We start from the raw sequence: 25,417 nt of genomic DNA, 5'->3' as shown, positions 1-25,417 counted from the left end.
GTGCTTTAGATAAAGCACAACTGGTGAGAAATTAACGGATTGAATTTAGAGGTATTAACCGTGAACCTAAAACTTGTCGGCAGCTCCCTGATCGTTGCAGGTACTGCTCTTGGCGCTGGTATGCTTGCTATACCAATGGTGCTTGCTCAATTTGGCCTCCTTTGGGGCACTCTTCTTATGTTGTTCATCTGGGCTGGAACGACTTATGCTGCGCTGCTCCTTCTTGAAGCCAGTTGTAAAGTAGGTGGTGGTGTGAGCATGAATGCAATTGCTCGCGAAACGCTTGGTAAAGGAGGCCAGTTGGTAACCAACAGCTTGCTTTACGCCCTGTTAGTTTGTCTATTAATGGCTTACATCATTGGTGCGGGTGATCTCGTACAAAAAGTAACAGCCTCATTTGGGCTTCCAACATCTACGATCTCAAGCCAAGTCGGTTTTACTCTTTTAGTTGGTATCATTGTTTCGGCAGGTACAGGGGTAGTAGATAAGCTGAATCGCGGTTTGTTCCTAGGCATGATCGTAGCGCTGATCCTGACACTTTTTGCGCTTGCACCAAGCGTCTCGTTTGAAGGACTTGATGAGGTTGTGAGCGACGATAAAATGGCACTTATCAAAACCAGTTCGGTGCTTTTCACCAGTTTCGGTTTTATGGTCGTGATCCCATCGCTTGTAACTTACAACAAAGAAGCGAGTAAAACACAGCTGCGTAATATGATTATCGTGGGCTCAACTATTCCGCTTGTTTGTTACCTATTATGGTTGTTAGCGGTTGTCGGCAATCTACCACCTCATGAGCTTGTTCAATACTCCAACGTAACAGAGTTGATCTCGGTACTAGGTCAGCAATACGAGGGCTTAGAGTTCATCCTATCCATGTTTACTGGTTTGGCACTACTAACGTCGTTCTTAGGTGTTGCAATGGCGCTATACGATCAAAATGCAGACCTACTGAAAGCAAGTAAGCCAGTGATTTTTGTTACTACTTTTGTGCTACCACTATTAGGTGCTGTATTTGCGCCAGAACACTTCCTAGCTATTCTCAGCTACGCGGGGATTATTCTTGTGTTTCTCGCGGTCTTTGTCCCATTATCAATGACCATGAAAGTGCGCCGAGTGCCGGTAGAAGATGACAATATTTATGAAGCTGGTGGCGGCGCAATGGGAATGAGCATGATCTTCCTATTCGGCTGTTTCTTGCTGTTTGCCCAAGCAGTATAAAACCACGCTAGCTTATTTAAAAACTGAGCCGCTCGTATTCAAACGGGCGGCTTTTTTGTATTCATAGCCGAACCCAGGCCACTCAAAGTCATCAGCATTTGTGATGTTTGACGTTTCTCTGATAATCACGGTTAGCGCTGACTTTTTAGTAAAACTCCTTAGCGAAAGGCTGACATGTACAGTGATTCACCCTCCTATTATATCAATGTTGATATGAATAAGAGGCTCTGTTGTGTCAAAGCAATTATCTTTTGCCATGGTTGGCGTTATGTTGTCTTTAGGTGTGTTGAGTACAGAAGCGGTGGCTGACCCGAAGCATAAGCATGGACATCGGTACGGGTACGATCACCATCATGCGCATCACCACCATCATAAACACAAGCGCAAGCACAAGCATAAACACAAACATCGTGACGTTATTTATGTGGAGACCAGACGACCAAGGCGCAGTTACTATTACCATGACCGAATTCCTCGGAATAGTACCTACATAAAGATTGGAGATTTCACTTATCTAAAAGTGGACGACCGCTATTATCGTCGTTCTAATGATCGCTATATCCATGTCGAGCTCAATTAAACTTGAAAGGACACATAGTCGGCGTTCTTGTAATGTTGAGCTTAATAGCACCAACATGGCACATGTAACATCGACCAATACTAGGGTAGAGGGTTAAAAACAAAAACAGCGAGCCGGTGCTCGCTGTTTTTGCTTAAATGAGTGTTAGACAGTAAATCTATTTAAGATTTGATCTTGTTTATGTACATCTTCTTGTTGCGCCTGCATCGCGTCGTTGGTTCGATTTGCCGATTCGGCGACTTGAGTCGATAGGTCTTTAATATTCACCGTATTGTTGTTGATCTCTTCAGCGACGAGGCTTTGCTCTTCCGCTGCTGAGGCAATTTGCAAGTTCATATCGGAAATACGCTGAATCGCATCACGAATGCGTTGTAACGCACTATTTGCTAAACCCGCTTTTTCAACGGCCTCTATAGCACTACCTTTGCTTTGATGCATGGCATTTGCCACAGATGAAGCGCCAGATTGTAGTTGCTCAATCATAGTACGAATCTCTGTTGTCGACTCTTGAGTGCGTTGTGCCAGTGTACGTACTTCATCTGCAACAACGGCGAAGCCTCGGCCAGATTCTCCCGCACGTGCAGCCTCGATTGCGGCATTCAACGCGAGTAAGTTTGTTTGGTCCGCAATATCGTTGATGACTTTTAGAATCGTTTCGATATTGGCGGTAGCAGATTCCAACACTTGTACTTCTTCGACTGCAAGGTCAATGCTATCGGAAAGCATGTTTATCGTTTGTGTCGATTCACCAACGATAGAAGACCCCTCAACCGTTGCTTGGTCGGCTTCTTTAGCTGCACTTGCCGCACCTTGCGCATTATTAGCAACCTCTGTCGCGGTGACAGACATCTCATGCATCGCGGTAGCAAGTTGTTCTAGCTCTTGCAGCTGAGTGTGAATTGCGCCTGCCGAGTCTTTTGCGCCCTCAGCGGTGATTTGAGTTCCGTTTAAAATTTGATCAGAAATACGTTTCGACTCAATGATTTGCTGTTGTAAGTTCTCCATGAACGTATTGAAGTTTGTGGCAAGCTCAGAAAACTCTTGGTCAGTATCTGTTTCGAGGCGTTGTGTGAGGTCGCCTTTCCCTGATGCTACATCTTTAATCGCATTGTTTAGCGTGTCCAAAGGACGCATGAGAGTGCGAATCAACAGAGTTAGGGCGATAATAGATGCAATCACGGCAATGATTGAATAAATAATAGCGTTGTTACGGAGCTCTCCTACGGCAGAATAGGCAACAGCTTCATCGATCACCGAACCTACGTACCAGTTCTCGCCAGGAATGTGAGTCAGGTTAACCATGTAGCGGTTGCCATCAATCTCAACATGTTGTGCTGATTGCGTAAGTTCGATTTGTGGGAGGTAGCTACCGACTTTCTCACCGTTGTATTTACTTTGAGGGTGAGCAATGGTTGTGCCATCAGCGGTGACCAGAAATAAGTAACCAGCATCAAACAGATTCACTTGGTTGACCAGATCTGAAAGGGTAGTTAATTCGAGGTCATAAAACATACCGGCTAAAAACTGGCCATTTTCTTTTACTGGCGTACCAACAGAGATGATAACGTTTTTCGAAGACGCATCGACGTACGGATCGGTTACGACCAAATCGCCTTTGCTCTTAGCTGCAATAAACCAAGGACGCTGACGTGGGTCGTAGTCTGGACCCGCATCCCAGCCGTCGTCATTTTCAATCACAAAGCCATTACTTTCATAACCAAAACCGATGGCAAGGAAGCTGCTTTTTGGCGTGGGTCTTTCAAGTATGTTTTGAACATAGCTATGTGAACTGGGATCAAGCTCAATCACTTCAGTAATGGAGCGAGCGAGATCCTTCTTTGCATTCATTTCTGATTGCACAGTGTTACCAACACTGGTCAATATCTCGTTGACACTTGAGTCGATTTGCTCCTGAGTTTGGGAGCGGATGGTCATAACTTGTTGTGTCGACAATAACGACACGGTAATTAGCAGCAAAAATGAAGAGGCTGTGACAACCTTATGTCTGAATTTCATGAGCTTTCCTCTGATTCTCCCGGTTGGTTCCACTTTGCTTTCGCCTCTTTTAAACCGGGCGAATTGGGCATAAAGAGAAACCTATTGTGTTTGGTTATATTTTTATCGACATCTTTGTCAAAAACATGAACTCATTTGTCGTCTTTTTTAACTAAATTTAAACAAAACGATAGTTTACGTTAAAACTTGTGAGTGTGATCATGTTTGCGAGCTCGATTAATGAAATCGTCATAATGAAAAGAATTGCTTAACAAACAGTGGTATCAACTGGTTTTACAGGTGAGGTGATGAAAATTTTGTTGGTGCTGACAGGTGTTTTGTTTAAGTTTTGTCTTTGTAAACTATGAGCTTTTTACTAAAAGCCTAATGTGGACGGAGTTTTAGGTATAAAAAAGGCCCCGACGATGCGGAGCCTTTGTTAATTGACGTCTCGATTTTAGAAAATAAGATGAGCAACGCCAGCAATCACAGGTAACGTGATTAGCGTACGTAAAATGAAGATTACGAAGAGCTCTACAATGTTTACTGGAATTTTGCTGCCTAACAGTAGGGCACCTACTTCCGACATGTAGATAAGCTGAGTTACTGACATTGCCGCAATAACAAAACGTGTCATTTCGTTATCGATTGAGGCCGCTAAAATTGCTGGAATAAACATATCCGCAAAGCCAACAACGATTGTCTGTGATGCTGCAACAGGTTCAGGGACTTGCAGTAGCTCTAGGTATGGGATAAACGGTTGACCCAGAATTGCAAATACAGGCGTGTATTCTGCAATCACCAATGCAACGGTACCAAGACCCATAACTACAGGTAGTACGCCAAATACCATATCGACTGCGTTGTGTACGCCTTCTTTAAATACAGACTGAACCGATGTGACTTGACCAGCTCGCTTAAGAGCTAGATCCATACCCCAAGAGAATGTGGTGTGGCCTTCTGGCACTGCATCTGCGTCTTTATCAGGGTTGCCGCCGTCAATGTAGCGATCTTTCTTCAGACTAAGCGGAGGCAGGCGAGGAATGATAATCGCAGCTACGATACCAGCTAGACAGATAGCGCCGTAGAAAGGCAAAAATAAGTGCTCTAGTTTTACCTGAGCGATAACAACTAAGCTAAACGTGATCGATACTGCTGAGAAAGTGGTCCCGACAACAGCCGCTTCACGCTGAGTATAGAACTTATTTTCGTATTGCTTGCTGGTTAGCAAGATACCAACACTTCCGTCGCCTAACCAAGATGCCATACAGTCAATTGCACTGCGGCCAGGTAGGTTGAATACCGGACGCATTATTTTACTGAGTAACGCACCAAATAGCTCCAGAAGACCGAAGTTCAAAAGAAGCGGAAGCAGTAAACCCGCGAAAATGAAAACGGCAAACAGAGTAGGTAGAAGACCAGTAAGAACAAGCCCGCCAGTGTTCTCTTCCCAAATTGCTTTTGGACCCACTTGGAAGAACGTCATTAACACGGCAGCGCCGCCTATTAAACGAACAACGAGCCAAAGTGGAGATGGGTTGAAGAGACCGTTTAAAAAACCATTACGTAAAATTGCAGCTGGCTTAAAAATTTTGCAAAGAACAGAAGCAACGGCCATGAAAGCGATGATACTGGTGACGATAGCAATCAAGGTATCGCCTAACACCGCTGGGATGACTTTTGCCATCACTGCAACGGGAATGGTTAGGCCGCCATCGTAAGAGATCGGAGCCATAAAGAGTAGAAGACCAATTAGGGAAGGGATGAAAAACATCCAAAAGTTGCCCTTAGGAGCTTCAGTAGCATTAGTGGTGTTATGCATAGTTGTCTCGTGTTACTACTAGTCAATACTTGCCATTTCCATGACATAAATATTCACTAAACATCCGTATTTAATCACAGTTTTGCGGAGGGTACCCGCAAACTGCATCCATTGCAATACTATTCATTAAATACATCTAGTTATTCAGCCGATTTGTCGGGTAATTGGTCAAATAACGTCTAAGTGTATGCGAATATGTTGCTTGTGTTAGAAAATTGTAGCACGAGAGGCGAATTGCGCAGTGAATTATGGGGCGCATTGTGACTGGAATAATAAAATGGTAAACAAATGTGATTTTGATCTAACTAACTTCTTAGCCAGAAATTCAGTTAGCCTTATCTATTCTAAGGTTTTTAGTGGTGTCAAAATACCGTTCAGCGTTTCTTGTACCGTTGCAGTGTGAACCTATTGAGCCAAATCCGATTGAAGCATGTCGCTTCAATCGGATCGAAATTTTATGCTTTTTGTTGACGGCTAAGTATGTATAGGTAACTCCAGTAAATCAGAGCCGTAGAAAAAGCCAATATTGCTGGGAAAACCAGCGTATATAAACCATATACCGTAAATAGAGCCGCTCCCGCGACGCCGCCAAACAAAAAGCCAAAGAAAATGAATAGGAATAATTTTGCTTTACGTCGGTCAAATTGACGACCTCTCAAGCTTTCTCCAATCATAATCCCTAGATCGGTGATGATTCCGGTCATATGTGTGGTTCTGACTACTGCGCCGCTAAACGTGGTGATCATTGCGTTTTGTAATCCACATGCTGCTGATGCTAGATATTGACCGTACAAATCCCCTTGCACCAAAAAGCCCAAGCTGAGTAAGAGCAAGCTCCCTTCTATGCACAGTGCAACACCATATCTTCGCCCTAGTTTTAACGCACTGCTTTCAATAAAAAAGCCGCTAAAGGCAGCGCCAATCAAAAAGCTAAATACGATGAAGAGCAGGTGAATGGAGCTCTCCACACCTGTTAGCAAGCTGTTCCCTAGCTGAGTTACGGTTCCCGAAAGATGAGTTATCGCTTGGTGTTGAAAGCCGAGAAGACCAACGGCGTTGACGCAGCCCGCGAGAAGAGCTAGTAGAAACGCGCCATATTCCACCCAACGAGGAAGTCTGGAAATCACAATAAACCCCCACCAAATATTAGGAGCCGATTATAACGCTCACACCGAGTTACGAAACCCTTTACAGTAAAACTCGATTGATCATTCTCAAAAAAATCTCACTTATAGGGCGTTTGTCCGAGCCAAAGTAAATACGTGAACGAGGATTGCTCGCTAGCAGATGTGTTCCGTTGTGCATTCGAAACTCACCCACCCGTGTTTCATTTGTTCATAGACTGAAACGGTAGGTTGGTGGAACTCTTTATCGGTAAATAGACCGACGGGAATGATCATGATTTCTGGGTATGCAGAAACGAACAACCTCATTGTCGTGCCGCAGGATGGACAAAAGTCATACTGAACCTCACTGCCATCATCGCCAATTCGGGTATAGCTAGTGACTTCACCGTTTAAAGTGACGTGCTCTTTTTCAAAGCAAGCTTGTACCCCAAAAACACTGCCAGTTCGTTTTTGGCATTCGAAGCAATGACGGACAGACGTGTGGGTGGGCTCTCCCTTACAACGGATCTCAACTAAACCGCAGGCGCACTCGCATGTATGAATGGTTTTTGTCATCGTGATTACCTATTTGTCCCAACACACCGATAGACCTAGAGCACAGAGCTTGTGTCACTGGCTCGTTATTAGCTCTGGACTTGAAACTATTTGGATACAATCAGTTTAGTTTAATTTTGAAACACTTGAAGAGGTGAAATCATTTGGGTATACAATGGTATACTCGCTTTTCGTTTATACCTTGAAACAAGGAAGCCTTCATGACTTACAAAAAAATCCTGCCGATACCACTTATTCTACTTATTCCAATCGTTTTATTAGTTGTGGTTGTGATCGCAGGTGTTTATCGTTTTAGTTTGTCTGATGACGAGATCATGGCTAAGTTTCCTCAAACAGAAGTAGAAACTAACGTTATTGTGCAAGAGACGCTTGGCATCACTGCACGTAACCCTTGGACGATCCAAGTACCCGAGCAAAGTGCGGTCACTTTTCTTGATGAGTGGGATAAAGAAAACGGCTATTTGATCGGTGACTATGATGCAGGTGCGACAAAAGGTCAGATACTTGTTCCAACTGCGTCGATTAGTCAGCGTGAGATTGAAGGTGTTTCATGGGTTGTTGCACCGATGATTGTAACGACACAAGGTAGCGGTTCGTTTAACTATGTTGGCTTGTTCAAGTTTGACCCCGTGCCGAGCCGAGTTGTCCTTTTAGACAGTATTTTTGTTGGTGACCGCGTGAAATTTACTCAGCTCGAATGGAAAAGTGATACAACTATCACGCTTTCATATTTAGCGCACGGTGACGATCAAGCAATGGCAGACACGCCAAATCAATTCAATTCATCCACATTACAGCGTGTAGGGAATAACTTACATATGCAACAGTGATGAATTTTTTTTGAGTTCTGTAAAAATTCAGTATTTTCTGCGCTAGATCTCGAAATTTCCTAGTGATTTCTTATTCGGGAATGCATAAGCTATGAGCCTTGTTTGAAAGGAGATAGTAATTCCCGTGTCTACAAATGAAATTACAAGACGGTTGCCGAATCTGACAAGTCGTAGAGCGCTGCTGTTATACTCCTTGCCAGTTTTAGTTGCGATTGGTGTTTCTCACTCTCTCAAAGAGTCATCTTTAACCAAAACCATCGCATTGAACCTACCTGAATCTCAGGTCGTTGAAAAAATTCTTGATGCGACAACTGCCGAAGTTGTCACTCCCCCGAACTTCGAATATCAAATCCAAGCAGGTGACAACCTAAGCACTATTTTTAGTCAGCTCGGTTTCGGTTACAGCTCGTTAATGAAAGTAATGGAAACGGATTTGAACTACTTGGCACTTGATACACTTAAGCCGGGCAATACGCTCCGTTTCTGGCGTGATGATGCAACAGGCGAGTTAGCGAAAATGGAACTGCAATTTTCTATTGCAGATAAAGTGGTCTACAAGCTGAATAGTGACGGTAGCTATGACTTTACTGATATTTCCATTCCTGGCGTGTGGAGCCAAGAACCTTTAGTTGGCGTCATTCAAGGCAGTTTTTCTTCTTCTGCGAGTCGTTTAGGTTTAACGTCAGCGGAAGTGAGTCAAGTCGTAAGCTTACTCAAAGAACAACTTAACTTTGGACGTGATCTTCGTGCAGGTGACCGATTTGAAGTTGTTCGTCGCTCACAAAGCATCAATGGTGTACCAACAGGTAAGAACGAAATTGAGGCGATTAAGATTTATAATCGCGGCCGCGAGATCACCGCTTACCTTCATACTGATGGTCAATTCTACAATGCCAAAGGTGAAAGCTTACAGCGCGCATTCCAGCGTTACCCTGTAAGTAGTCGTTGGCGTATCAGTTCTGGCTTCAACCCTAATCGTTTACATCCAGTAACGGGGCGTGTTGCGCCGCACAACGGCACTGACTTTGCTGTACCAACCGGTACACCAGTCGTTTCTACTGGTGATGGTACAGTGATCATGACTCGTAAACACCCATATGCGGGTAACTACGTGGTTGTTGAGCACGGCAGCAAATACAAAACCCGTTACTTACACCTAAGTAAGATTTTGGTGAAGAAAGGGCAAAAGGTTTCTCGAGGCCAGCGTATCGGTCTTTCTGGTAAAACAGGTCGAGTGACTGGGCCACACCTTCACTATGAGTTGATTGAATACGGCCGTCCAGTTAACGCTATGCGAGCAAATATCCCAATGGCGAGTTCTGTTCCTAAGAAAGAGATGGCTACTTTTGTCGCGAACAGAGATGAAATGGATAGACTATTACGTGATAAAGAGAAAGCAGTGCTGTAATAAAGTACTTCGCTTAAAAAACAAAAAGAGACTAAGCATAGCTTGGTCTCTTTTACTTTGTGCATTAACTAGATTTGAATTCTATGACAGCAGTCTGTTCAGTACGTTAGGCACTCCGCACTTCACGTTCATTTATCAGGTGTACGATTTCTTCAACACTGTGTGGACGAGAGTAAAAATAACCTTGGATGTAGTGGCAGCCCATTTCAATTAACTTTTGTAGTGCTCTATCGTCTTCTACGCCTTCGGCAATCAAATCCACATCAAGCAGCTCTGCCAATTGCGCTATCAAAAACACTACTTGTTCAGAGGTTGTATTTGAGAGCATGTTCTGCACAAAGGTAGCATCGATTTTGATGCTATCAATCGGATAATTGTGTATATAGTTCAAGCTTGAGTATCCCGTACCAAAATCATCCAGTGCGACTTTAAAACCCAAGTATCGCAACGAGTTAAGTACCATCTGTTCACGGCCACTTTGTGAGAGTAAGACGGTCTCGGTGAGCTCTATAACAAAGTCTTTTGCTTCGTGCTGATACTTTTCAACCATGTTGGTTAAGTGATTAATATAACGGTTGGAATCAACCAGCTCATACGCTGAGCAATTGATGGAGAGTTTGACTTTATAGCCTAGGTTCGCTTCGAGTTCTTGCTTTGCGATACACGCGAGTTCAATAATCCGTTCACCTAACTCGATAATCAGGCCTGATTGTTCGGCAGCTTCAATGAACTCCGCTGGAGAGGTATTTCCATAGATATTGCTATTCCAACGAGTCAAAATTTCAAAGTAATTCCAGCGGTCGCTCGTGATATCAACGATCGGTTGAACCACTACATACAACTCATCGCTGTCTTGTATATCAGTACTTAGCTGGATTCGCATTGCCTCAATAAGCTGCGTCCTACGGTGGTATAACGCACTAAGGTGTGTGTCGTAATGCTGAATCCGTGTATCGCGGTGTTTTTTACAATCTTTGAGAGCGAGACTGGCATTCAAAATCAGCTCATCGCTGTTCAACATATGTACTGGGGCACGTGCAATACCAATACTAACGGTGAAAGAAATCCGGTTAGATTTGTCGCTGTAGCCGCTTTCAATTTTGTCGAGTACTTCCTGACACACGGCGACAGGATCTTCGTCGTACGTGATGAAGGCGAATTCATCTCCTGCAACACGGAACGCATTGTTTGGCGACGACAAGCTCTGTTGAATGGCGTTAGCTGTGAACTTAATGATTTGGTCGCCGATATAGTTTCCGTTGATATCATTGATCGATTTGAAATTATCGATATCAAGATACGCCAAACTGAATGGACGAGTCGCTTGCTGCGTTAATGTCTCCAAGGTATCAGCTAAACAGCTACGGTTGAGCAGTCCAGTTAGGTTATCATGCGATACCTCATAGCTAAGCTGATTAAGAAGCTTATCTGAACGTTCACTGACCCACTTTTCACGTAAGCTATGAATAATGACATTGGCATAAAATCGGTGGAAGTCGAGGATATCTTGCGCTTCTTTCGCGTGGATGCTTCGGGTAAAGGTAGACAGTAAAATTCCCAGAACTTCGCCATTTTGTGTCTTCAATGGCAGGCCAATGTAAGCTTGAATGCCATCTTCTTGAAACATCTGATCTTCAGGAAAACGCTTGTATACCTGGTCTTGATAGAAAATATGTTCGCCAATGTCTTTCGCCACTTTTTCACAGGGGGTGCCTGAAAGGTGGTAGCTTAGGTTGTCTGTAATTTTTCCATTGCTGGCGAAGGAAATGGTATGAGCCGAATGCTGAAGATGCGCAACTTCTACAACGCAAGTGCAATGGCTCTGCAAGTGTTGATGAATATCTAACGTGACTCGGTTTAGCTGAGCCGTGCCGTTTAGCTTCAATATCTCATCAATTTTGTGGAAACTGATTTGTACCTGACCCATCGAGCATTTCACCTAGCGTTGTTATTAACATATCGTGTAAGACACGACGAATTATTATTTGATATGCATCAAATAAACTATCGGTTACTAAGGCAGATTTTTCAAATTTTGTGAACGAACAAATCATTATTTTCATGTTTTTATGCTTGAACCTTTTAAAGGTATAGCGATAAAAACGCTAAGCTAGGCGCGCTTCTCCTCTTCTAATCGTGATTTGAGATAATCGAGGAATAGCTTAGTCCGGGTATGCTGATAATCCAGCTTTGGATAGTAGGCATATACAGTGGCTTTATCCGCTGTGATATCGGGCAGGATAGGGACTAACGCGCCGGATTTGAGATCATCTTTGATCATGACGTTGTTCGTCATCAAAATACCCATGCCTCTTTTGGCACCATGAAACAGCGCTTCTGGGTTGGTCGTGGCAAAGTTACCGGACAAGCTGATACGCTTACCTCGATTTGTTTTGATTTCTCGTGAGGGTTTTTCTCCCCAAATCAGGACATTATGCTCTGTCAGATCCTCAACGCATTGCGGTGTTCCATATTTTTTTAGGTAACTAGGCGCAGCGTAAAACTGGGCTTTATGTTCGAAAAGCGCAGTGGCTTTGAAACTCAGAGAGTTCAGTTGCTCTAATTCCCGGCTAATAAACAGGTCTAAGCTTAGCTCTGGCAATTGGCCTGGTAGCGTTGTTGTTAATTGAAGTGTGATGTCTGGATATTTCTCAAGAAAATCATCGAGATAATGAACTAGAAACTTGGAACCAACGGCCAGTGTCGCGCCAATTTTTAATAGCCCCGCTGGTGATTGGTTGACTGAGCGAGTTTCATCTAATACCGATTGCCATGAATCAAGCTGACTTTTTGCTCGTTGATAAAACAGCGCACCAGCTTCAGTTTGGCTAATTGAGCGGGTCGTACGTTTGAGTAGTTGAACGCCAATTTTATCTTCTAGCCATTGAACTCGCTTACTGATAGCTGAGCTGGTGGTATTGAGTTTCCGCGCTGCTGCATTAAAGCTACCTTCTTCGACCACACGAATATAACTCTTCACGCTTTGAATCCAGTCCATTGTATCTCCTTGGGAATTAATTCCTTTCCAACTTAGCTGATTATCATCTTTGAGTATCAAATATACACTGTTTGCCATCAATCTGTCACAAAGTAGGAGGAACGTTTGCGTAAAACACCATTGTTATTAGCGATGATGATCATTGCCACAGGCCAAGTTGGCGTTAGTATTTATCTTCCTTCTTTGCCGTTGATTGGTCATGACTTGAATTTGCCGCAACATTCGATTCAGAATCTCGTCACGCTATTTCTCGTTGGCTTCGGTATCTCTCAGCTTTTTTACGGCCCATTGTCTGATGCGATTGGTCGTCGGCCGGTGTTTATTTTGGGGCAAAGTGTATATCTAGTTGGTACGGTTATTTGCATCGCGTTTTCGGACAACATTGTTGCCCTTGAAGCGGGACGGTTACTGCAAGGCCTAGGAGCGGGCAGCGCTTCGGTACTTGGTCGGTCAGTACTGCGTGATAGTTATGACGGTATGCAATTAACCAAAGCGCTATCTTATATTTCAGTCACTGCTTCAGTGATGCCAATTATTGCTCCGCTGTTTGGTGGCTGGATTGCTTTTCACCTGAGTTGGCATGCTGTCTTCGTGTTTGTGCTGATTTACTTAATGGCAATTTTTACACTTGGTTTATTGGTGCTGCCAGAAACGCTGCCTTATCCGAAGAGAAAATTTAAAGTAGGCGAAGTAAGCGCGAACTATTTGCGTCTGTTAACGAATACACAAGTGATTGGTAGTGCGAGTTACAACTGGCTTAGTTATTTATCGGCTCTGGTTACTCTCTCCTTGTATCCATTTTTAATGCAACAAGAGTTAGGATTAACGGCGGCAGATTACGGCTCTTTGATGATCATACCATCAGTTGGTTTGCTGACGGGTAGCTTAGTGCTGAATTTGATCAATGCTCGTTACAAAGCTCAGCAAATCTTGCTGATGAGTTTCGCGATTGTTTCTGTTGCTGGCGTCATGTTGCTGGTTACCCCCTTCAGTGTATTTTCATTGCTGACGGCATTCACGTGTTTAAGTTTTGCCCAAGGCATGTCATTCCCAGTATCGATCAGTTTGCTACTTTCGCCACATAAGCAACAGGCAGGCGCGGTTTCTGCGTTATCTGGTTCTATTCAAATGTGTTTAGCAGGTTTGTTTGGTGGGTACTTAGTAGACTCATGGGTTACGAATCAGCAGCAGCTTGGGGTGTTTTATTTGTTTATTGCGTTACTTTCTTGCTTTGTTCTTGTACTAAGCCAATTTCGTAAAGTGCCAGAAGGGACGGTTCAAGCAGAAACTTCCATCTGAATATACTTGCAACCAGAAGGTCGGCTTTCTAAAATGCGCAGCTAAATTAAGTCTGGCCTGTTGTGTATACTGAATAACTTGGTTTGAAAGGAAGAGGGCGAACCTTGATACTTCTCTCAAGCTTGGAATACATTTCTGCCCAATGGCTATCCGATCTCTAATCGTTAGGTGAAAGAATGCAACAAAACGAATTTGAAACACTGGTAAAAGAAATTACTCAGCAAGAAAGCATGCCAAAGGCGCTCGAAGTCTTGAAGGCGTGTGAGGAAGAAGAAGTTGCACAAGCGGCGCAATCCCTAACGGGTCAGTTTGGCCTTGCAGAAGTTGATGGTGAGAAACGTATTTACCATATTACCACTCAAGAAGACGAGTCCGGAGAAGAGCAAGAATACGTAGAGCACGTCATGAATGAAGGCGATCACTTGATCAAGTTTGCAGCGTGGTTCTTTGAAACATTCTTTGAAATCAAACAGAAAGATACGTACGTCGCGGCGGGTAAAACATACCAACAACCGAAGCGATAGACGCTCATTTCAAAAAATCCACGAAAACCAAACTGAAAGTTAATTACAAAATAAATGTGACTGGAGTCTTGTTTTTATCTATTTGTGGTGTAAAATTACTACATAGTTAAGTCAATACATTCAGGAGAAGGTCATGGGTAACGAACTTGGTGGTGCTTATATTGGCCAGATGATTGCAAAAGACGCGATGCACAAAGCGCTTTACGGTAAAGCGAAGAAGAAAAAAGCTTCTGTTTTTGCTCGTGTTATTAAAAAACTGGCGAAATAATTTAAAAAGCCCTGATTGAAAAATCAGGGCTTTTTGCTTTTCTCTGTTTTGTTGTTAGTAAGTAGCCAACATATTGCACAACATTGGCAAAACGCTACTCAAAGACTGATGACATTTAAATCTAGAATTACGCGGATTGGCTTGGTATCTCCACAACATTGTTAGGCACTTTATCTAGCCCCTTTGCTGATAACCACTTTTCTAAATCGTCAGCGCCTCCAATATATTTTCCATCTAACCAAATTTGCGGCACTGTTACCGGTGTTTTTTCGCCAATGATGGCTTTTACTTCAGGAATCATGCGATATAAGGCGGCGCTGTCTTTAACTACATCATGGTACTCATACTGAACGCCAGCCTCGTCAAGTAATTGTTTGGCTTTGACACAGTAAGGGCAAGTTGCTTTACCATAAACAATGTTGCCTTTTAGCTCATCGCGTTTTACCCACTCAGCAATAACAGACTGTACAAGCACACCCCGATTCAATGCTTCTCCTTGGCTGATAACTTTCCCTTCGACAAGAAGAATGGGTGCATGCCAAGCACCAGCTTTTAATGGTTCCCACCAGTGCGATAACCAATCTTTTACTTCAAGTTCAACGGGCACATTGGCTAGTTCGTTTTCAAAAGTATCCTTTAAAATATCTTTGGTTAATGTACATTCACCACAAGGAATATTGACTTTGAATGGGCCCCAACTACCAGCCCAGCGATACAGTGTAATTTTGATTGGTTGACTCATATGGGTTCCTCATTTCCTTTCCTGAAAATATAGAACTTTTAAATTAGATTTTTCTTTCAACTAACTTTGTCTTTTTCGCTTCCCAATGCGTAATAAACGCAATAGATGCAATAATAATCGCAGCACCTAACCATAAACGACCAGGTGGCACCCAACCAAACACCAACCAACCAGCAACAACATTCAAAGGCAGTTTGGCGTGATCAAATGGTTGCACAAATGAGGCGTCTGCTACTGCATATGCTTTAACGATAGCCCATTGAGCGAGTGCTGTAAGTGCACCTGCGGCTAAAAGCACACCCCATATCGTCCACGTATCTGGCATAGTAAACGTCGGTATCGCTAACAAGATATTAAATGGTGTTATCAGCAGCAATAAATAGACAACCATGGTTGATGGCGGATCGTTTACCGACATTTTTTTAACCATTAATGAATACGCTGCCCAGAAAAATGCGGCGCCAACAGGGAGCAGGGTCGCCCATGTAAATGAGTCTGCCCAAGGCTCAAGAATGATCATGGCACCAACAAACCCCGTCAATGTAGCGAGCCAGCGTGCAGTACCTACTTTTTCTTTGAGTAACAAGCCAGAACCAACTGTGGCAAATAACGGGGAGGTCATGAGAAGTGCAATACCTTGCCAAATTGGAACTGGGTAAGCGAGAGCCCATAACCAAAGTTGAATCCCGATAACAGAGAGAAAAATGCGGAATGCATGCCAGCCAAAGTGTTGGGTTCTTAAAGAACGTCTAATCCCAAGTGTACGTAGGTAGGGCAGAATAACAAATAAGGCGATTGCATATTGGAATAACGCAAATGTGGTGGAGGAGACACCAAAGTTGATGCTAGCAATTTGGGCGAAGCTGTTCACTATGGCGAATGCCAAGCCAGCTGTTAGCATCCAGGACGCACCTTGAACAGGATGATGATTCAATTGAAAAATTCCAGTTTGATAGAGGTGGCGGGATCATACGTCCTATTGTTTTTCGCGCCAATAAAAAAATGCCTCCCAGAGGGAGGCGACATTACCAATTCAAAGGACGTGCCTGTTATAACAGGTACAAAGAACGAGAAGCACAAACGCTGCCATGCATTTGCATAAATAATATTGCAGAACACGTGCCAACTTTTATATGTTTGATTTTAAATGGTTTTTTTGTTTTTCTATGTTGTCGATTAGATGAAATGCACTAACTTAGTGATCAATCGCATTAAAAGAGGGCAGAAGTAGGCGTCGTTACGCTCGTTTTTCATTGCTGAGCGATGCTTGGATAGTGTGAAAACTTATCGAGTTGTGTTGGGTTACATAAAAAATGGCCAGCAAAGGTGCTGGCCAAGTGGACTCGCTCTTAGGACAAGAGTGAACTAGAAATCGTAACGTACGCCTAGGCGCAGTGTATCTTCGCCTTCTGTTACTAGACCTGTTGTTGCATCTTTTGCTTCATCAAGTTGGTTGATGTAGTAAGACAGGTAAGTACGGAAGTTGCTGTTTAGTTTGTAGTAACCAACAAGCTCGATACCTTCAACGGTGTCGTACTTTGAACCGTTGTCTGGATCATTCTCTTGAGCTGTGTATAGAGCTGCAAGTGTCACTTTGCTTGCTACTTTGTAGCTTGCGACTAGCTCGTAAGCCGTAAAGTCTTCAGAGTCAGTCAGGGAACCTTGAGAATAAGTACCTGCTAGGTAAAGGTTGTCCATCGAGTAAGCGATACCACCTAGAATTTGATCTTCAGAGTTATCTTTATCTACATCGCCACCAGAGTATGCAAGACCAAAGTCGAGGCCCATTGGTAGTGAGTACATTCCAGAGATGCCGTATTTATCTTCGTTATCGCTAGAGTTTGCTTGGTAGGTTGCTTGAAGTTGTAGTGCATCAAACGCACCACGGTATGCGAAAACGCTGTCTTGCTTATCAGACGACGAATCAATAACTTGCTGAACACCAGAGAATTCTGTGATATCCGTCATGTCAGAGATGATGACTGCAGCCATGTCTTGACGACCTACAGAGAAAGCACCGATATCAGAGTCGACGCCTGCATACATGTAGCGGTTTTTGAATTCACTCTTGCCCGTTTTTTGTTCGGCTTCGTAAACACCGAAAGCAGAAAGGCCGTTGCCGATGTCTGTTTTACCTTTTAGGTTAAGACGAGCACGGCTTTTATCTTCCATGGAACCTTCAACTTCAGCACCGTCTGAACCGATGAAGTCACCACGAAACTCAACGCGGCCGCCAACTTTTAATTCAGTACCGTCGTTTTTGTATACAGTTGCTGCGAATGATGGTGCTGATACCAATGCTGTAAGAATTGCAGTAGTTAGTGCTGCCTTTTTCATTTTCTTATTACCCTAGTTGTAATCGATGGGCTTTCTTGCCCGATGTGTTGATGACGCTAAGGTAAAGGCTGAAAATGAAAGATAGATTTCTGTTAAGTTATGATTTGATTGCACTTTTATTGCTGGAAAGAATAAGTTCCCCTTCTCATACCACTTATAAAAAGAAAGGTTTATCTTTTTTGAGGTTTTTTCCTCTCCGTTAAAGACTGTGTTTTTTTCAAAAAGTTCCTGAATTGCTTCTTGACCCTAAATGTAAGTAAACATTTCAATTTGGCAGGGAAGTTTGGCCTAAAAATAGCGAATCATCAGCTATTTGTGAGCTAACTCTCTCTAAAGCATTTCTTATTGTAAGGTTTTTATTTCTCGATTTCTTGAAGGCTAAGTAAACGATTGCTTTTTAGGTTTTGTCTGAGATCTTTTCACTCGGTTGTCAGGAACTAATCAAATAAAGTGTCGGCAGTTGTTACACAAAGGTAAAACTAATCTGGTGGAAACGATGCCTCGGATAGCCTTTGTATTCCTCTCTTTGTTCATCATTTCGTTTTTACGAAAGTGAACCAAAGCCGGGTCTAAAACTGACTAACCAACTAATAAGTAATGGATTTAGAAATGAATAAAAAATTATTAGCAGCGGCAATCGCGGCAGCAACCTTCGGTACTCAAGCAGTTGCAGTGGAACTATATAATAACGATGGCACAACATTTTCGATGGGCGGCCACGTTTCTGTTAATTTAAATGGATCAGAGCAAGGTGACACGGATGTGGGTACTAACTCTCCTCGTATCAATATCTCTGCGACACAGGATTTGGGTAATGGCTTCACCGCAGACGCACGTGGTGAATGGGCGCTAAACTACTTAGACGGTGGTGAAGAGTCGTTTAAAACGCGTCTAGGTTACTTAGGTGTAACGCATGAGGTTTATGGTCGTGCAGTAGGTGGTACGCAATGGTCACCTTACTACGATGTCGCAGGTATTGCAGATATGCCAATCGCGTTTGCCAACGACTTCATCTATGACGATCATGGAAACCTTGGCACTGGCCGTGCGGATAAAATGCTTTCTTACCGTAATGCCATCGAGCTGGGTGAAGCGGGTGTGATCAACTTTGGTCTTGGTTGGCAGGGTGCAAACGATGATTACACGCGCAACGATGCTGGAGTTATAACTGGCGGTGCTAAATACGATGACCGTGTGCAAGCTGCGCTTTCTTACTCAATCATGGGCGCTAAAATCGGTTACTCTTACAATGGCGGCGATTTCCAGCACCCTGCATATGCAGGTAAGCACACGGCGGAATCACACGTTGTATCAGCATCTTACGGTGCGTACGGCCAAGGCCTATTCCTTGCTGCAGTTTATGGTTCAAACGAAAACATGAACTTCAGTGCAAAAGGTGACCGTTTAGAAGAAAGTGATGCGTACGAGGCGATCATCGCATACGCTCTGGCGAACAGCCTAAACTTGAGTGTTAACTATGAAATGGTGGAAGGTAAAGAGTTTAAGAACTCTAAAACAGAAACTGCTCGTGAAGAAATGGCACTACAAGCAGAATACAACTTCACGCCTAAATTTGTTGGTTACGCGGGTTACCAGTTTGACCTAAATGACGACAATGGTCGTGAAACTGATGACAAATGGGCGTTAGGTGCTCGTTACTACCTATAATAGGGTTTAGCGAGAACTATTATTCAAGCTCATTGATCTAAAGCCAGCCTCGTGCTGGCTTTTTTGTCTATTTGTTTTACAAATACTTTGCTGTTTCAATTAGATGATACAAAATTCAAAACGGGGTGAATGTCTTATTTTTTACACTAGAGGTTGCTATTTAGTGTCGTTAAGTCAATAGGTTAGATTATGATGGGATTTTTGTTTTGCAGGGAAGAATGATGAGTGTTATTCAAGTTGAAGAAAAGAAAGTAGAAGTGGGTAAAGTGCTTTGTGTTGGACGAAATTACGTTGAACACATTCATGAGCTTAATAATGCAATGCCTGAGCAAATGGTTGTATTTAATAAACCCGCAACCTCCGTATCAACAACTCTGCGTTCATTCCATCAAGAGCCCCTTCATTATGAGGCTGAAATCTGCTTTTTGATCAAGGATGGACGTTATTCAGCGGTTGGTTTGGGATTGGATCTGACCAAGCGTGGTTTGCAATCCTCGCTTAAAAATCAGGGGTTGCCGTGGGAGCGTGCTAAGGCATTTGATGGCTCCGCTGTGTTTAGTCGGTTTGTCTCTTTGGATAACATTGATATCAATGATCTAAACCTTGAGCTCTTAATCAACTGTGTTCGTGTACAAAAAGGTCACGTTAACCAAATGCTCTATCCGCCGCTAACTATCCTGGATGAATTAACCAGTTACACAACACTTCAAGATGGCGATGTAGTGATGACTGGTACACCAAAGGGCGTTGGTGAGGTACATGAAGGTGACATCTTCCTTGGTCGATTAAAGTGTGGCGATGTCACCTTGTTGGAGATTGAGTGGTTGGCGGATTAAAGCCAAATTCGTAGAACGAGAAATACCACCATACTGATAACCGTCGTTAAAAGAACATTTTTAGTAAAATACGCGATTAAAGCAGCCAGTACGGCAGCCAGTAAAAATGGGTTTTGCACATTGACGCTGAGCTCCCCATCGGGAATGAAAACGATCGGTGCCCAGATCGCAGTCAGTACTGCGGGGCTAGCGTAATTGAGTACTTTTTGAGTGCGCGTCCCTAATCGCAATGGTAGCTTGGGTTCTAAAAACAAGTAGCGGCTGGTGAAAACAAGTACCGTCATCAGCAAAATAGCCAACATGATCATTAGCGTTTCTCCTTTACTTGTTCCACAAAGTAACCAGTAAGCATGGCTAAAATGCTCGAAATCATCAAACTTCCCTCAATTTGATAATAGGTTAGGGCAACTGAGCTCACCAAAGCCACAATAACACTCGCGAGCACCGCTGCATTTTTAATGGTGGGTACTACTATCGCGATAAAAGTAGCGGCTACAGCAAATTCCAAACCCATTTCGTTCAGTTCAGGGATTAGACTTCCCGCAATAATGCCCGTCAATGTCGCGACATTCCAAAACAGGTAAAAACTCAGACCAGCCCCAAGTGCATACCAGCGATTAAATTGTTTATCGGAATGGTGGCCTACAATCGCAAACAGCTCGTCAGTAAGTAAGAAGCCGAGTGATAATCGCCATTTTAGAGGGAGCGGTGCAATTTTACTGCGCATCGATACACTGTAGAGGAAGTGTCGAGAGGTGATAAAAAACGTTGTCAGTAACATGGTCACTAGACCTGCTCCCGTTTTAATCATTCCCATCGCGACGAGCTGTGCAGAACCTGCGAACAAAATGGCGGATAGTGCTTGTCCTTCCAAAGGGTGAAGCCCAGTATCAATTGCGAATGAGCCTGCGAGTAAGCCCCAAGGGAGCACTGCGATACTCAGAGGCATCATCGCAAGTGTACCTTGCCAAAATAGCGTGGCTTTTGATTCTTTTTTTAACGGCAAAGTGTGGTCCATAGTTTCTTCTTATTTATTCCTAAATCAGATTACCAAGATAGCTCGGTAGTCGCATAACGCCTTGTACAATATTGCTGCTTTAGCTGTGACGGACGTATTGGCCGGGAGTGACGCCCATGGCTTTTTTAAAGTGTCGATGCAGATGGCTTTGATCATGGAAGCCGCATTCTTGTGCCACGTCTGAAATTTTTTGTCCCATTTTTAGTAGCTTCTTCGCCATACGTAAACGTTGCTGAATTTGATAGGCATGAGGCGGAAAGCCAAATTGCTTTTGAAACTCTCTCAGCAGATGAAAAGGGCTTAATCCAGACAGTTTGGCGAGTTCTTCTAGTGAGACGTCCGTTTGTGGAAAGTCTTCCAAAAATTCTCTGACGAGCTGCACTTGTCGCTGAGCTCTGGTTGACTCTTTCAGTGGTGCCCGATGAGTGCTGTGTTTACTGGCTAGCTTGATCAACGTGCCGTAAACCAAAGTTTCTCTCAATAAACGGTTGTCTGATTTTTCTAGTGTTTCAAATACCAATCGTAACTGACTAGCCAGCTCAGGATCGTAAACCACAGGTTGAGGGAAATAGGGCAGAGCTACATTTGGTGAACCAAGCTCTTGTCCTAAAGTTTGAAACTGCTGAGGTACAGGGTACATTGCTTTGTATTCCCAACCGCCTTCCGAGGCTGAATGCCCGTTGTGTACTTCATCTGCATTAACAAGGATGATGCTGTCCTGTGGCGCGATATGATTCCCGCCCGTCCTAAAAAATTGTTGTGCCCCTTTTTCGATGACACCAATAGTGTAACCTTCGTGGCTATGGCGTGAAAAATTCTGCTTCTCATACTTTGCATCGAGAAGTTCTAAACCGCCGAGCTCTTGAGCTATCTTGAAGGTAGCGATTTCCTTATTCTTTTCTTTCATCTTTATCCGGTCTGCTCAAGAAAATCATTTTAGAAGTGTAACGGATCCATCGTGCTTATTTTTGTACAAAATTGCTATTCGATTTTGATAAACAGGCGAATTGATTGCTACTTTTCAACTGGGCAAACTATGATTTTTATTTTTTGACTTATCTTGGCTATTTTGGGCTGGATGATGTTATTTTGTTGGTATAACATTCGCCGCCTTGTTGTAGAAAAGCGGTTCCATCATGATTGATTTATCTGTACTTCCTGTTTATCTCACCGCAGTAGTGGCTTTGTTGCTGTTACCAGGGCCCGATATGTTGCTGATAGCGAGCTCTAGTATGAGTTACGGTAAGAAGGTCGGTCTTTTTGCTAGCTTAGGCAATGCGACGTCTGGTGTTATTCTTACTTTGCTTGCTGCGATGGGCGTATCTACCCTGATTGCCATGAGCCCAATAGCCCTTAAAGTCCTTCATCTATTAGGTGGCGCTTACTTGTTAAAAATGGGTTGGGACTGCTTACGAGCTGAGGCATCTTCGGCTCCAGAGCTTGATGGTCAAAACAAAATGGCATCAACTTATTATCAGCGTGCTTTGATGAGTAATTTGCTTAACCCTAAAGCCTTGGTCTTTTTTGTGATGTTTTTGCCGCAGTTTGTCTCAAGCAATATCACTGCATCTTCCGGTGAGCAGATGCTAGCGCTAGGGTTATTGTTGAACGTTCTTGGCTTGTCATTCAATTTATTACTTGTTGGGTTAGCAGGCACATTGGGCAAAGGGCTGCTCGAGAACGAAAAATTCCGCACGTATCAACATAAACTAATGGGGTTAGTGTTTGTTATTCTGGCGTTGTGGATGCTGAGTAGTTTCGCCTTGTAAAGTTATCATATTCCATTAGAAAGCCAGCAATTGCTGGCTTTTTGTTTTAGGATATTGGTGTTTCCTAAGGAGAGGATATATGAAGCTTGAATTTTGTTTAAATCCAGATCAAACAGACCTTGATTTTGTTCGTGAAGGTATTCGATCTTATAACCGACTGCATTTACCTGAAGGGGAAGTGCATGCTGTAGGCTGTTTCGCAAAAGATGAGAATGGCAAGATCATGGGTGGCTTGACTGGCGAAATGTTTAAAAATACGGTGTTTGTTGAGTTTTTGTGGGTAGACGCTGAAAGTCGAACCTCTGGTCTCGGTAGTCAATTAATGTCGATGCTAGAACAAAAAGTAAAGCCTCATGGGGTTACCCATGTTTATTTGGATACCTACAGCTTTCAAGCTCTTGAGTTCTATCTCAAATTGGGTTTTGAGAAAGTGGGGCAGTACTCAGGCTATCCTGCAGAGGGCATCCACAAGTACTTTCTACAAAAGGAAATTGTAGGCTAGGGAAAGCACGGGTTAGCTTGACTTGTTCTAGTGAAAATCAAAAAAGAGGCGCGAATTTGCGCCTCTTGTTGTATCAAATATCTATGTTTCTCTTTGACTTACAAACTTTGCTGGTGCGCGTCGATAAGTTCGTTCATCTTCGCTTCTGCTGCTTGCTGTGCTTGTTCATAGCTCATATCCGCAGGGAAGAGGTTGATGACTTCGTAGTAACATTTTAGTTTTGGCTCAGTACCAGAAGGACGAACAATCACGCGAGATTGATCTTCTAGGTGATAAATCAATACGTCACTTGCTGGTAAGTCAATGGATTCTTCAGAGCCGTCGTCAAACATGCGAACCGATGTTTTTAGATCTTCGGTTACTGCAACTTTTTTACCAGCAATCTCTGTTGGTGGATTGGCTCGGAGTTTGTCGCCGATTGGTGGAGAGTTCGGGTCGAGAGCGATGCTGCGTTGTGCGTTGAAGTAGAAACCGTGCTCGCGGTACAGCTCTTCCAGTTTATCCCACAGTGTTTTGCCTTGCGCTTTAAGCTTGCCTGTTAGCTGTGAAAACGCGACGATTGCAGATAAACCATCTTTATCCCACACCTTGTTACCCACGGTATAACCGAGCGCTTCCTCATAAGCAAACAAGAATGGGTTGGTTTCTGTCTCTTGTTCCATGGCAACGTTAGTAAGCCATTTAAAGCCAGTTAATGTTTGATAGTATTGTGCGCCATGCGCCTTAGCGATGCTGCTCAGCATTCTTGAGGATACGATGGTGTTGCCAACCAAAGCGTTAGGTTGCTGTTCCAGCAAGTAATCGCCAAACAGTGAGCCCACCTGATCACCTGTTAGCATTTGATACTCGCCATCTGGGCGTTTAACTGCCACGGCAAAACGGTCCGCATCTGGATCGTTCGCGCAAGCGATATCGGCATCTACGGACTTACCTAATGCCATCACCATATCCATTGCACCGGCTTCTTCAGGGTTTGGGAAGTTGACGGTTGGGAAGCTTCCATCAGGTTCGCGCTGTTCCTTAACACTTGCCACTTTTTGGAAGCCTGCGTCGGCAAGTAGCGTTTCCGCCATATTCGCGCCAACGCCATGCATTGCGGTGTAAGCAATAGATATATCGGTATTGTTGTCAGGAGTAAGCAGCGCGTTTTCGTTCATTGTCTTACGGTAAGTTTGGTAGTAGTCGTCTTCCAACCAAACTAACAAACCGTGCTGTTTTGCATCATCGAGAGACATTAAAGGTAATGGCTTCGTTGTTGCGTCATCAATTTTCGCTGCGATTCCAGAGTCGTGTGGAGGAATAATCTGTGCGCCATTCTCCCAATATACTTTAAAGCCATTGTATTCTGGTGGATTGTGACTGGCAGTAACAACAACAGCGGCCGCCGCATTCAATGTACGGACACCAAACGCGACAATTGGGGTTGCTGCAACGTCATACGTTAGGTAAACCTTGATACCAAGGGCCGTCAGTACGGATGCGGTATCATGCGCGAATTGTTTTGAATCGGGACGACCGTCGTAGCCAATAACGACACCACGACTCGCGGCATCTTTGACTTGCTCAAGCAAATAGTTCCCTAAACCAGTGGCGGTCTCTTGAATCACCAAGCGGTTCATTCGGTTTGGACCTGCGCCCACTTTGCCACGTAAGCCTGCAGTACCAAAGGCAAGGCGTGAGCCAAAGCGATCAGTAAGTTCTTGTTCATTGTTCGTATCGACGAGGTGTTGTAGCTCTTCACGAGTCTTAGGATCAGGGTCTCGTTCTAGCCATTGCGTAATTAGTGCTGTCATATCAGTCATTCCTTAGTAGGGGGAGCCTACTTTCTTGGACACTTCGTTTGGTAAGTATCTCAATGTTTTCTTTTAAATCAATGTAAATGGTTCTCAATTACATTTCAAAGAGGGCAATCGATAAACCG

The 25,417-nt window shown here is 43.6% G+C and carries 24 protein-coding genes; 11 read left to right on the top strand and 13 right to left on the bottom strand.

The genetic code is table 11. The features are described from left to right. Positions 1-60: 60 nt before the first annotated feature. Both R7Z78_RS01280 and R7Z78_RS01275 read left to right on the top strand, forming a co-directional pair. A complete protein-coding gene (locus tag R7Z78_RS01280) occupies positions 61-1,218 on the top strand; it encodes an amino acid permease (RefSeq protein WP_053303777.1) in 1,158 nt (385 codons plus the stop codon). A 232-nt stretch (positions 1,219-1,450) separates the two neighbouring features. Continuing rightward, positions 1,451-1,798: a hypothetical protein gene (locus tag R7Z78_RS01275; protein ID WP_080996664.1), complete on the top strand. Its 348-nt coding sequence runs from the start codon at positions 1,451-1,453 to the stop codon at positions 1,796-1,798. Between the two features lie 144 nt (positions 1,799-1,942). Here R7Z78_RS01275 and R7Z78_RS01270 read toward each other — a convergent pair whose 3' ends face one another. The 4 genes from R7Z78_RS01270 to R7Z78_RS01255 form a co-directional block, all read right to left on the bottom strand. Then, positions 1,943-3,814: a methyl-accepting chemotaxis protein gene (locus R7Z78_RS01270; RefSeq protein WP_017821611.1), complete on the bottom strand. Its 1,872-nt coding sequence runs from the start codon at positions 3,812-3,814 to the stop codon at positions 1,943-1,945. Positions 3,815-4,250: 436 nt separating this feature from the next. Next, complete coding sequence (locus R7Z78_RS01265; protein WP_047101646.1) at positions 4,251-5,615, bottom strand: YjiH family protein; 1,365 nt, start codon at positions 5,613-5,615, stop codon at positions 4,251-4,253. A gap of 455 nt (positions 5,616-6,070) precedes the next feature. After that, a complete protein-coding gene (locus R7Z78_RS01260; RefSeq protein WP_047101645.1) occupies positions 6,071-6,742 on the bottom strand; it encodes a YoaK family protein in 672 nt (223 codons plus the stop codon). Positions 6,743-6,895: 153 nt separating this feature from the next. Continuing rightward, complete coding sequence (locus tag R7Z78_RS01255; protein WP_104976497.1) at positions 6,896-7,297, bottom strand: GFA family protein; 402 nt, start codon at positions 7,295-7,297, stop codon at positions 6,896-6,898. A 200-nt stretch (positions 7,298-7,497) separates the two neighbouring features. Between R7Z78_RS01255 and R7Z78_RS01250 the strand changes: the two genes are divergently transcribed. Both R7Z78_RS01250 and R7Z78_RS01245 read left to right on the top strand, forming a co-directional pair. After that, positions 7,498-8,127, top strand: coding sequence for a hypothetical protein (locus tag R7Z78_RS01250; protein ID WP_047101642.1), 630 nt, complete (start codon positions 7,498-7,500; stop codon positions 8,125-8,127). A gap of 124 nt (positions 8,128-8,251) precedes the next feature. Beyond that, positions 8,252-9,535 carry a peptidoglycan DD-metalloendopeptidase family protein gene (locus R7Z78_RS01245; protein ID WP_025768471.1) on the top strand — a complete coding sequence of 428 codons (1,284 nt, stop codon included), beginning with the start codon at positions 8,252-8,254 and terminating at the stop codon, positions 9,533-9,535. A gap of 106 nt (positions 9,536-9,641) precedes the next feature. On the opposite strand, the gene R7Z78_RS01240 is transcribed toward R7Z78_RS01245, so the two are convergent. Both R7Z78_RS01240 and R7Z78_RS01235 read right to left on the bottom strand, forming a co-directional pair. Beyond that, positions 9,642-11,462 (bottom strand): putative bifunctional diguanylate cyclase/phosphodiesterase, encoded by a 1,821-nt coding sequence (locus tag R7Z78_RS01240; RefSeq protein WP_104976498.1) that lies wholly within the window; start codon positions 11,460-11,462, stop codon positions 9,642-9,644. A gap of 183 nt (positions 11,463-11,645) precedes the next feature. Next, the gene (locus tag R7Z78_RS01235; RefSeq protein ID WP_017635852.1) at positions 11,646-12,533 is read right to left on the bottom strand and encodes a LysR family transcriptional regulator; all 888 of its coding nucleotides are present in this window, start codon (positions 12,531-12,533) and stop codon (positions 11,646-11,648) included. A gap of 105 nt (positions 12,534-12,638) precedes the next feature. On the opposite strand from R7Z78_RS01235, the gene R7Z78_RS01230 reads away from it, so the two are divergent. From R7Z78_RS01230 to R7Z78_RS01220, 3 genes are all read left to right on the top strand, one after another. Continuing rightward, complete coding sequence (locus R7Z78_RS01230; RefSeq protein WP_064354587.1) at positions 12,639-13,832, top strand: multidrug effflux MFS transporter; 1,194 nt, start codon at positions 12,639-12,641, stop codon at positions 13,830-13,832. A gap of 176 nt (positions 13,833-14,008) precedes the next feature. Beyond that, a complete protein-coding gene (locus R7Z78_RS01225; RefSeq protein WP_005391198.1) occupies positions 14,009-14,356 on the top strand; it encodes a hypothetical protein in 348 nt (115 codons plus the stop codon). 133 nt (positions 14,357-14,489) lie between these two features. After that, positions 14,490-14,624, top strand: a complete 135-nt coding sequence (locus R7Z78_RS01220) for a hypothetical protein (protein ID WP_017635854.1) — start codon at positions 14,490-14,492, stop codon at positions 14,622-14,624. 127 nt (positions 14,625-14,751) lie between these two features. On the opposite strand, the gene R7Z78_RS01215 is transcribed toward R7Z78_RS01220, so the two are convergent. The 3 genes from R7Z78_RS01215 to R7Z78_RS01205 form a co-directional block, all read right to left on the bottom strand. Further along, positions 14,752-15,366 (bottom strand): glutaredoxin domain-containing protein, encoded by a 615-nt coding sequence (locus tag R7Z78_RS01215; protein ID WP_064354589.1) that lies wholly within the window; start codon positions 15,364-15,366, stop codon positions 14,752-14,754. A gap of 43 nt (positions 15,367-15,409) precedes the next feature. Further along, positions 15,410-16,267 (bottom strand): DMT family transporter, encoded by an 858-nt coding sequence (locus R7Z78_RS01210; RefSeq protein WP_005375542.1) that lies wholly within the window; start codon positions 16,265-16,267, stop codon positions 15,410-15,412. Positions 16,268-16,731: 464 nt separating this feature from the next. Continuing rightward, a complete protein-coding gene (locus R7Z78_RS01205; protein ID WP_005375535.1) occupies positions 16,732-17,703 on the bottom strand; it encodes a porin in 972 nt (323 codons plus the stop codon). A 609-nt stretch (positions 17,704-18,312) separates the two neighbouring features. Here R7Z78_RS01205 and R7Z78_RS01200 point away from each other — a divergent pair. Both R7Z78_RS01200 and R7Z78_RS01195 read left to right on the top strand, forming a co-directional pair. After that, the gene (locus tag R7Z78_RS01200) at positions 18,313-19,371 is read left to right on the top strand and encodes a porin (protein WP_064354590.1); all 1,059 of its coding nucleotides are present in this window, start codon (positions 18,313-18,315) and stop codon (positions 19,369-19,371) included. Positions 19,372-19,592: 221 nt separating this feature from the next. Beyond that, positions 19,593-20,207: a fumarylacetoacetate hydrolase family protein gene (locus tag R7Z78_RS01195; RefSeq protein ID WP_017635857.1), complete on the top strand. Its 615-nt coding sequence runs from the start codon at positions 19,593-19,595 to the stop codon at positions 20,205-20,207. On the opposite strand, the gene R7Z78_RS01190 is transcribed toward R7Z78_RS01195, so the two are convergent. From R7Z78_RS01190 to R7Z78_RS01180, 3 genes are all read right to left on the bottom strand, one after another. Continuing rightward, complete coding sequence (locus R7Z78_RS01190) at positions 20,204-20,515, bottom strand: AzlD domain-containing protein (protein WP_005385193.1); 312 nt, start codon at positions 20,513-20,515, stop codon at positions 20,204-20,206. The two genes, R7Z78_RS01195 and R7Z78_RS01190, sit on opposite strands and share 4 nt — an antisense overlap. Next, positions 20,515-21,225 (bottom strand): AzlC family ABC transporter permease, encoded by a 711-nt coding sequence (locus R7Z78_RS01185; protein ID WP_064354591.1) that lies wholly within the window; start codon positions 21,223-21,225, stop codon positions 20,515-20,517. Before R7Z78_RS01185 ends, R7Z78_RS01190 begins: the two co-directional genes overlap by 1 nt. 79 nt (positions 21,226-21,304) lie before the next feature. Beyond that, positions 21,305-22,132: an AraC family transcriptional regulator gene (locus R7Z78_RS01180; RefSeq protein ID WP_005385198.1), complete on the bottom strand. Its 828-nt coding sequence runs from the start codon at positions 22,130-22,132 to the stop codon at positions 21,305-21,307. Positions 22,133-22,361: 229 nt separating this feature from the next. On the opposite strand from R7Z78_RS01180, the gene R7Z78_RS01175 reads away from it, so the two are divergent. Both R7Z78_RS01175 and R7Z78_RS01170 read left to right on the top strand, forming a co-directional pair. Further along, the gene (locus tag R7Z78_RS01175; protein WP_005375522.1) at positions 22,362-22,994 is read left to right on the top strand and encodes a LysE family translocator; all 633 of its coding nucleotides are present in this window, start codon (positions 22,362-22,364) and stop codon (positions 22,992-22,994) included. Between the two features lie 79 nt (positions 22,995-23,073). Continuing rightward, on the top strand, positions 23,074-23,496 hold the full coding sequence (locus R7Z78_RS01170; RefSeq protein ID WP_005375519.1) for a GNAT family N-acetyltransferase: 423 nt from the start codon (positions 23,074-23,076) through the stop codon (positions 23,494-23,496). Positions 23,497-23,594: 98 nt separating this feature from the next. Here the strand turns inward: R7Z78_RS01170 and R7Z78_RS01165 are convergent, their stop codons facing one another. Beyond that, complete coding sequence (locus tag R7Z78_RS01165) at positions 23,595-25,289, bottom strand: phospho-sugar mutase (protein WP_025768465.1); 1,695 nt, start codon at positions 25,287-25,289, stop codon at positions 23,595-23,597. Positions 25,290-25,417: the final 128 nt, after the last annotated feature.

Source organism: Vibrio sp. 1167 (assembly GCF_033340375.1).
GTDB classification, from domain to species: domain Bacteria; phylum Pseudomonadota; class Gammaproteobacteria; order Enterobacterales; family Vibrionaceae; genus Vibrio; species Vibrio alginolyticus.
Note: the sequence above shows the minus strand (reverse complement) of the source record. Positions and strands in the feature narration are given on the sequence as shown.

What these genes read in the sequence shown, in the direction of transcription:
- R7Z78_RS01270 (WP_017821611.1), bottom strand. Translation starts at nt 3,814, where the DNA reads ATGAAATTCAGACATAAGGTTGTCACAGCCTCTTCATTTTTGCTGCTA.
- R7Z78_RS01265 (WP_047101646.1), bottom strand. Translation starts at nt 5,615, where the DNA reads ATGCATAACACCACTAATGCTACTGAAGCTCCTAAGGGCAACTTTTGG.
- R7Z78_RS01255 (WP_104976497.1), bottom strand. Translation starts at nt 7,297, where the DNA reads ATGACAAAAACCATTCATACATGCGAGTGCGCCTGCGGTTTAGTTGAG.
- R7Z78_RS01250 (WP_047101642.1), top strand. Translation starts at nt 7,498, where the DNA reads ATGACTTACAAAAAAATCCTGCCGATACCACTTATTCTACTTATTCCA.
- R7Z78_RS01240 (WP_104976498.1), bottom strand. Translation starts at nt 11,462, where the DNA reads ATGGGTCAGGTACAAATCAGTTTCCACAAAATTGATGAGATATTGAAG.
- R7Z78_RS01235 (WP_017635852.1), bottom strand. Translation starts at nt 12,533, where the DNA reads ATGGACTGGATTCAAAGCGTGAAGAGTTATATTCGTGTGGTCGAAGAA.
- R7Z78_RS01225 (WP_005391198.1), top strand. Translation starts at nt 14,009, where the DNA reads ATGCAACAAAACGAATTTGAAACACTGGTAAAAGAAATTACTCAGCAA.
- R7Z78_RS01220 (WP_017635854.1), top strand. Translation starts at nt 14,490, where the DNA reads ATGGGTAACGAACTTGGTGGTGCTTATATTGGCCAGATGATTGCAAAA.
- R7Z78_RS01215 (WP_064354589.1), bottom strand. Translation starts at nt 15,366, where the DNA reads ATGAGTCAACCAATCAAAATTACACTGTATCGCTGGGCTGGTAGTTGG.
- R7Z78_RS01210 (WP_005375542.1), bottom strand. Translation starts at nt 16,267, where the DNA reads ATGCTAACAGCTGGCTTGGCATTCGCCATAGTGAACAGCTTCGCCCAA.
- R7Z78_RS01205 (WP_005375535.1), bottom strand. Translation starts at nt 17,703, where the DNA reads ATGAAAAAGGCAGCACTAACTACTGCAATTCTTACAGCATTGGTATCA.
- R7Z78_RS01200 (WP_064354590.1), top strand. Translation starts at nt 18,313, where the DNA reads ATGAATAAAAAATTATTAGCAGCGGCAATCGCGGCAGCAACCTTCGGT.
- R7Z78_RS01195 (WP_017635857.1), top strand. Translation starts at nt 19,593, where the DNA reads ATGAGTGTTATTCAAGTTGAAGAAAAGAAAGTAGAAGTGGGTAAAGTG.
- R7Z78_RS01190 (WP_005385193.1), bottom strand. Translation starts at nt 20,515, where the DNA reads ATGATCATGTTGGCTATTTTGCTGATGACGGTACTTGTTTTCACCAGC.
- R7Z78_RS01185 (WP_064354591.1), bottom strand. Translation starts at nt 21,225, where the DNA reads ATGGACCACACTTTGCCGTTAAAAAAAGAATCAAAAGCCACGCTATTT.
- R7Z78_RS01180 (WP_005385198.1), bottom strand. Translation starts at nt 22,132, where the DNA reads ATGAAAGAAAAGAATAAGGAAATCGCTACCTTCAAGATAGCTCAAGAG.
- R7Z78_RS01175 (WP_005375522.1), top strand. Translation starts at nt 22,362, where the DNA reads ATGATTGATTTATCTGTACTTCCTGTTTATCTCACCGCAGTAGTGGCT.
- R7Z78_RS01170 (WP_005375519.1), top strand. Translation starts at nt 23,074, where the DNA reads ATGAAGCTTGAATTTTGTTTAAATCCAGATCAAACAGACCTTGATTTT.
- R7Z78_RS01165 (WP_025768465.1), bottom strand. Translation starts at nt 25,289, where the DNA reads ATGACAGCACTAATTACGCAATGGCTAGAACGAGACCCTGATCCTAAG.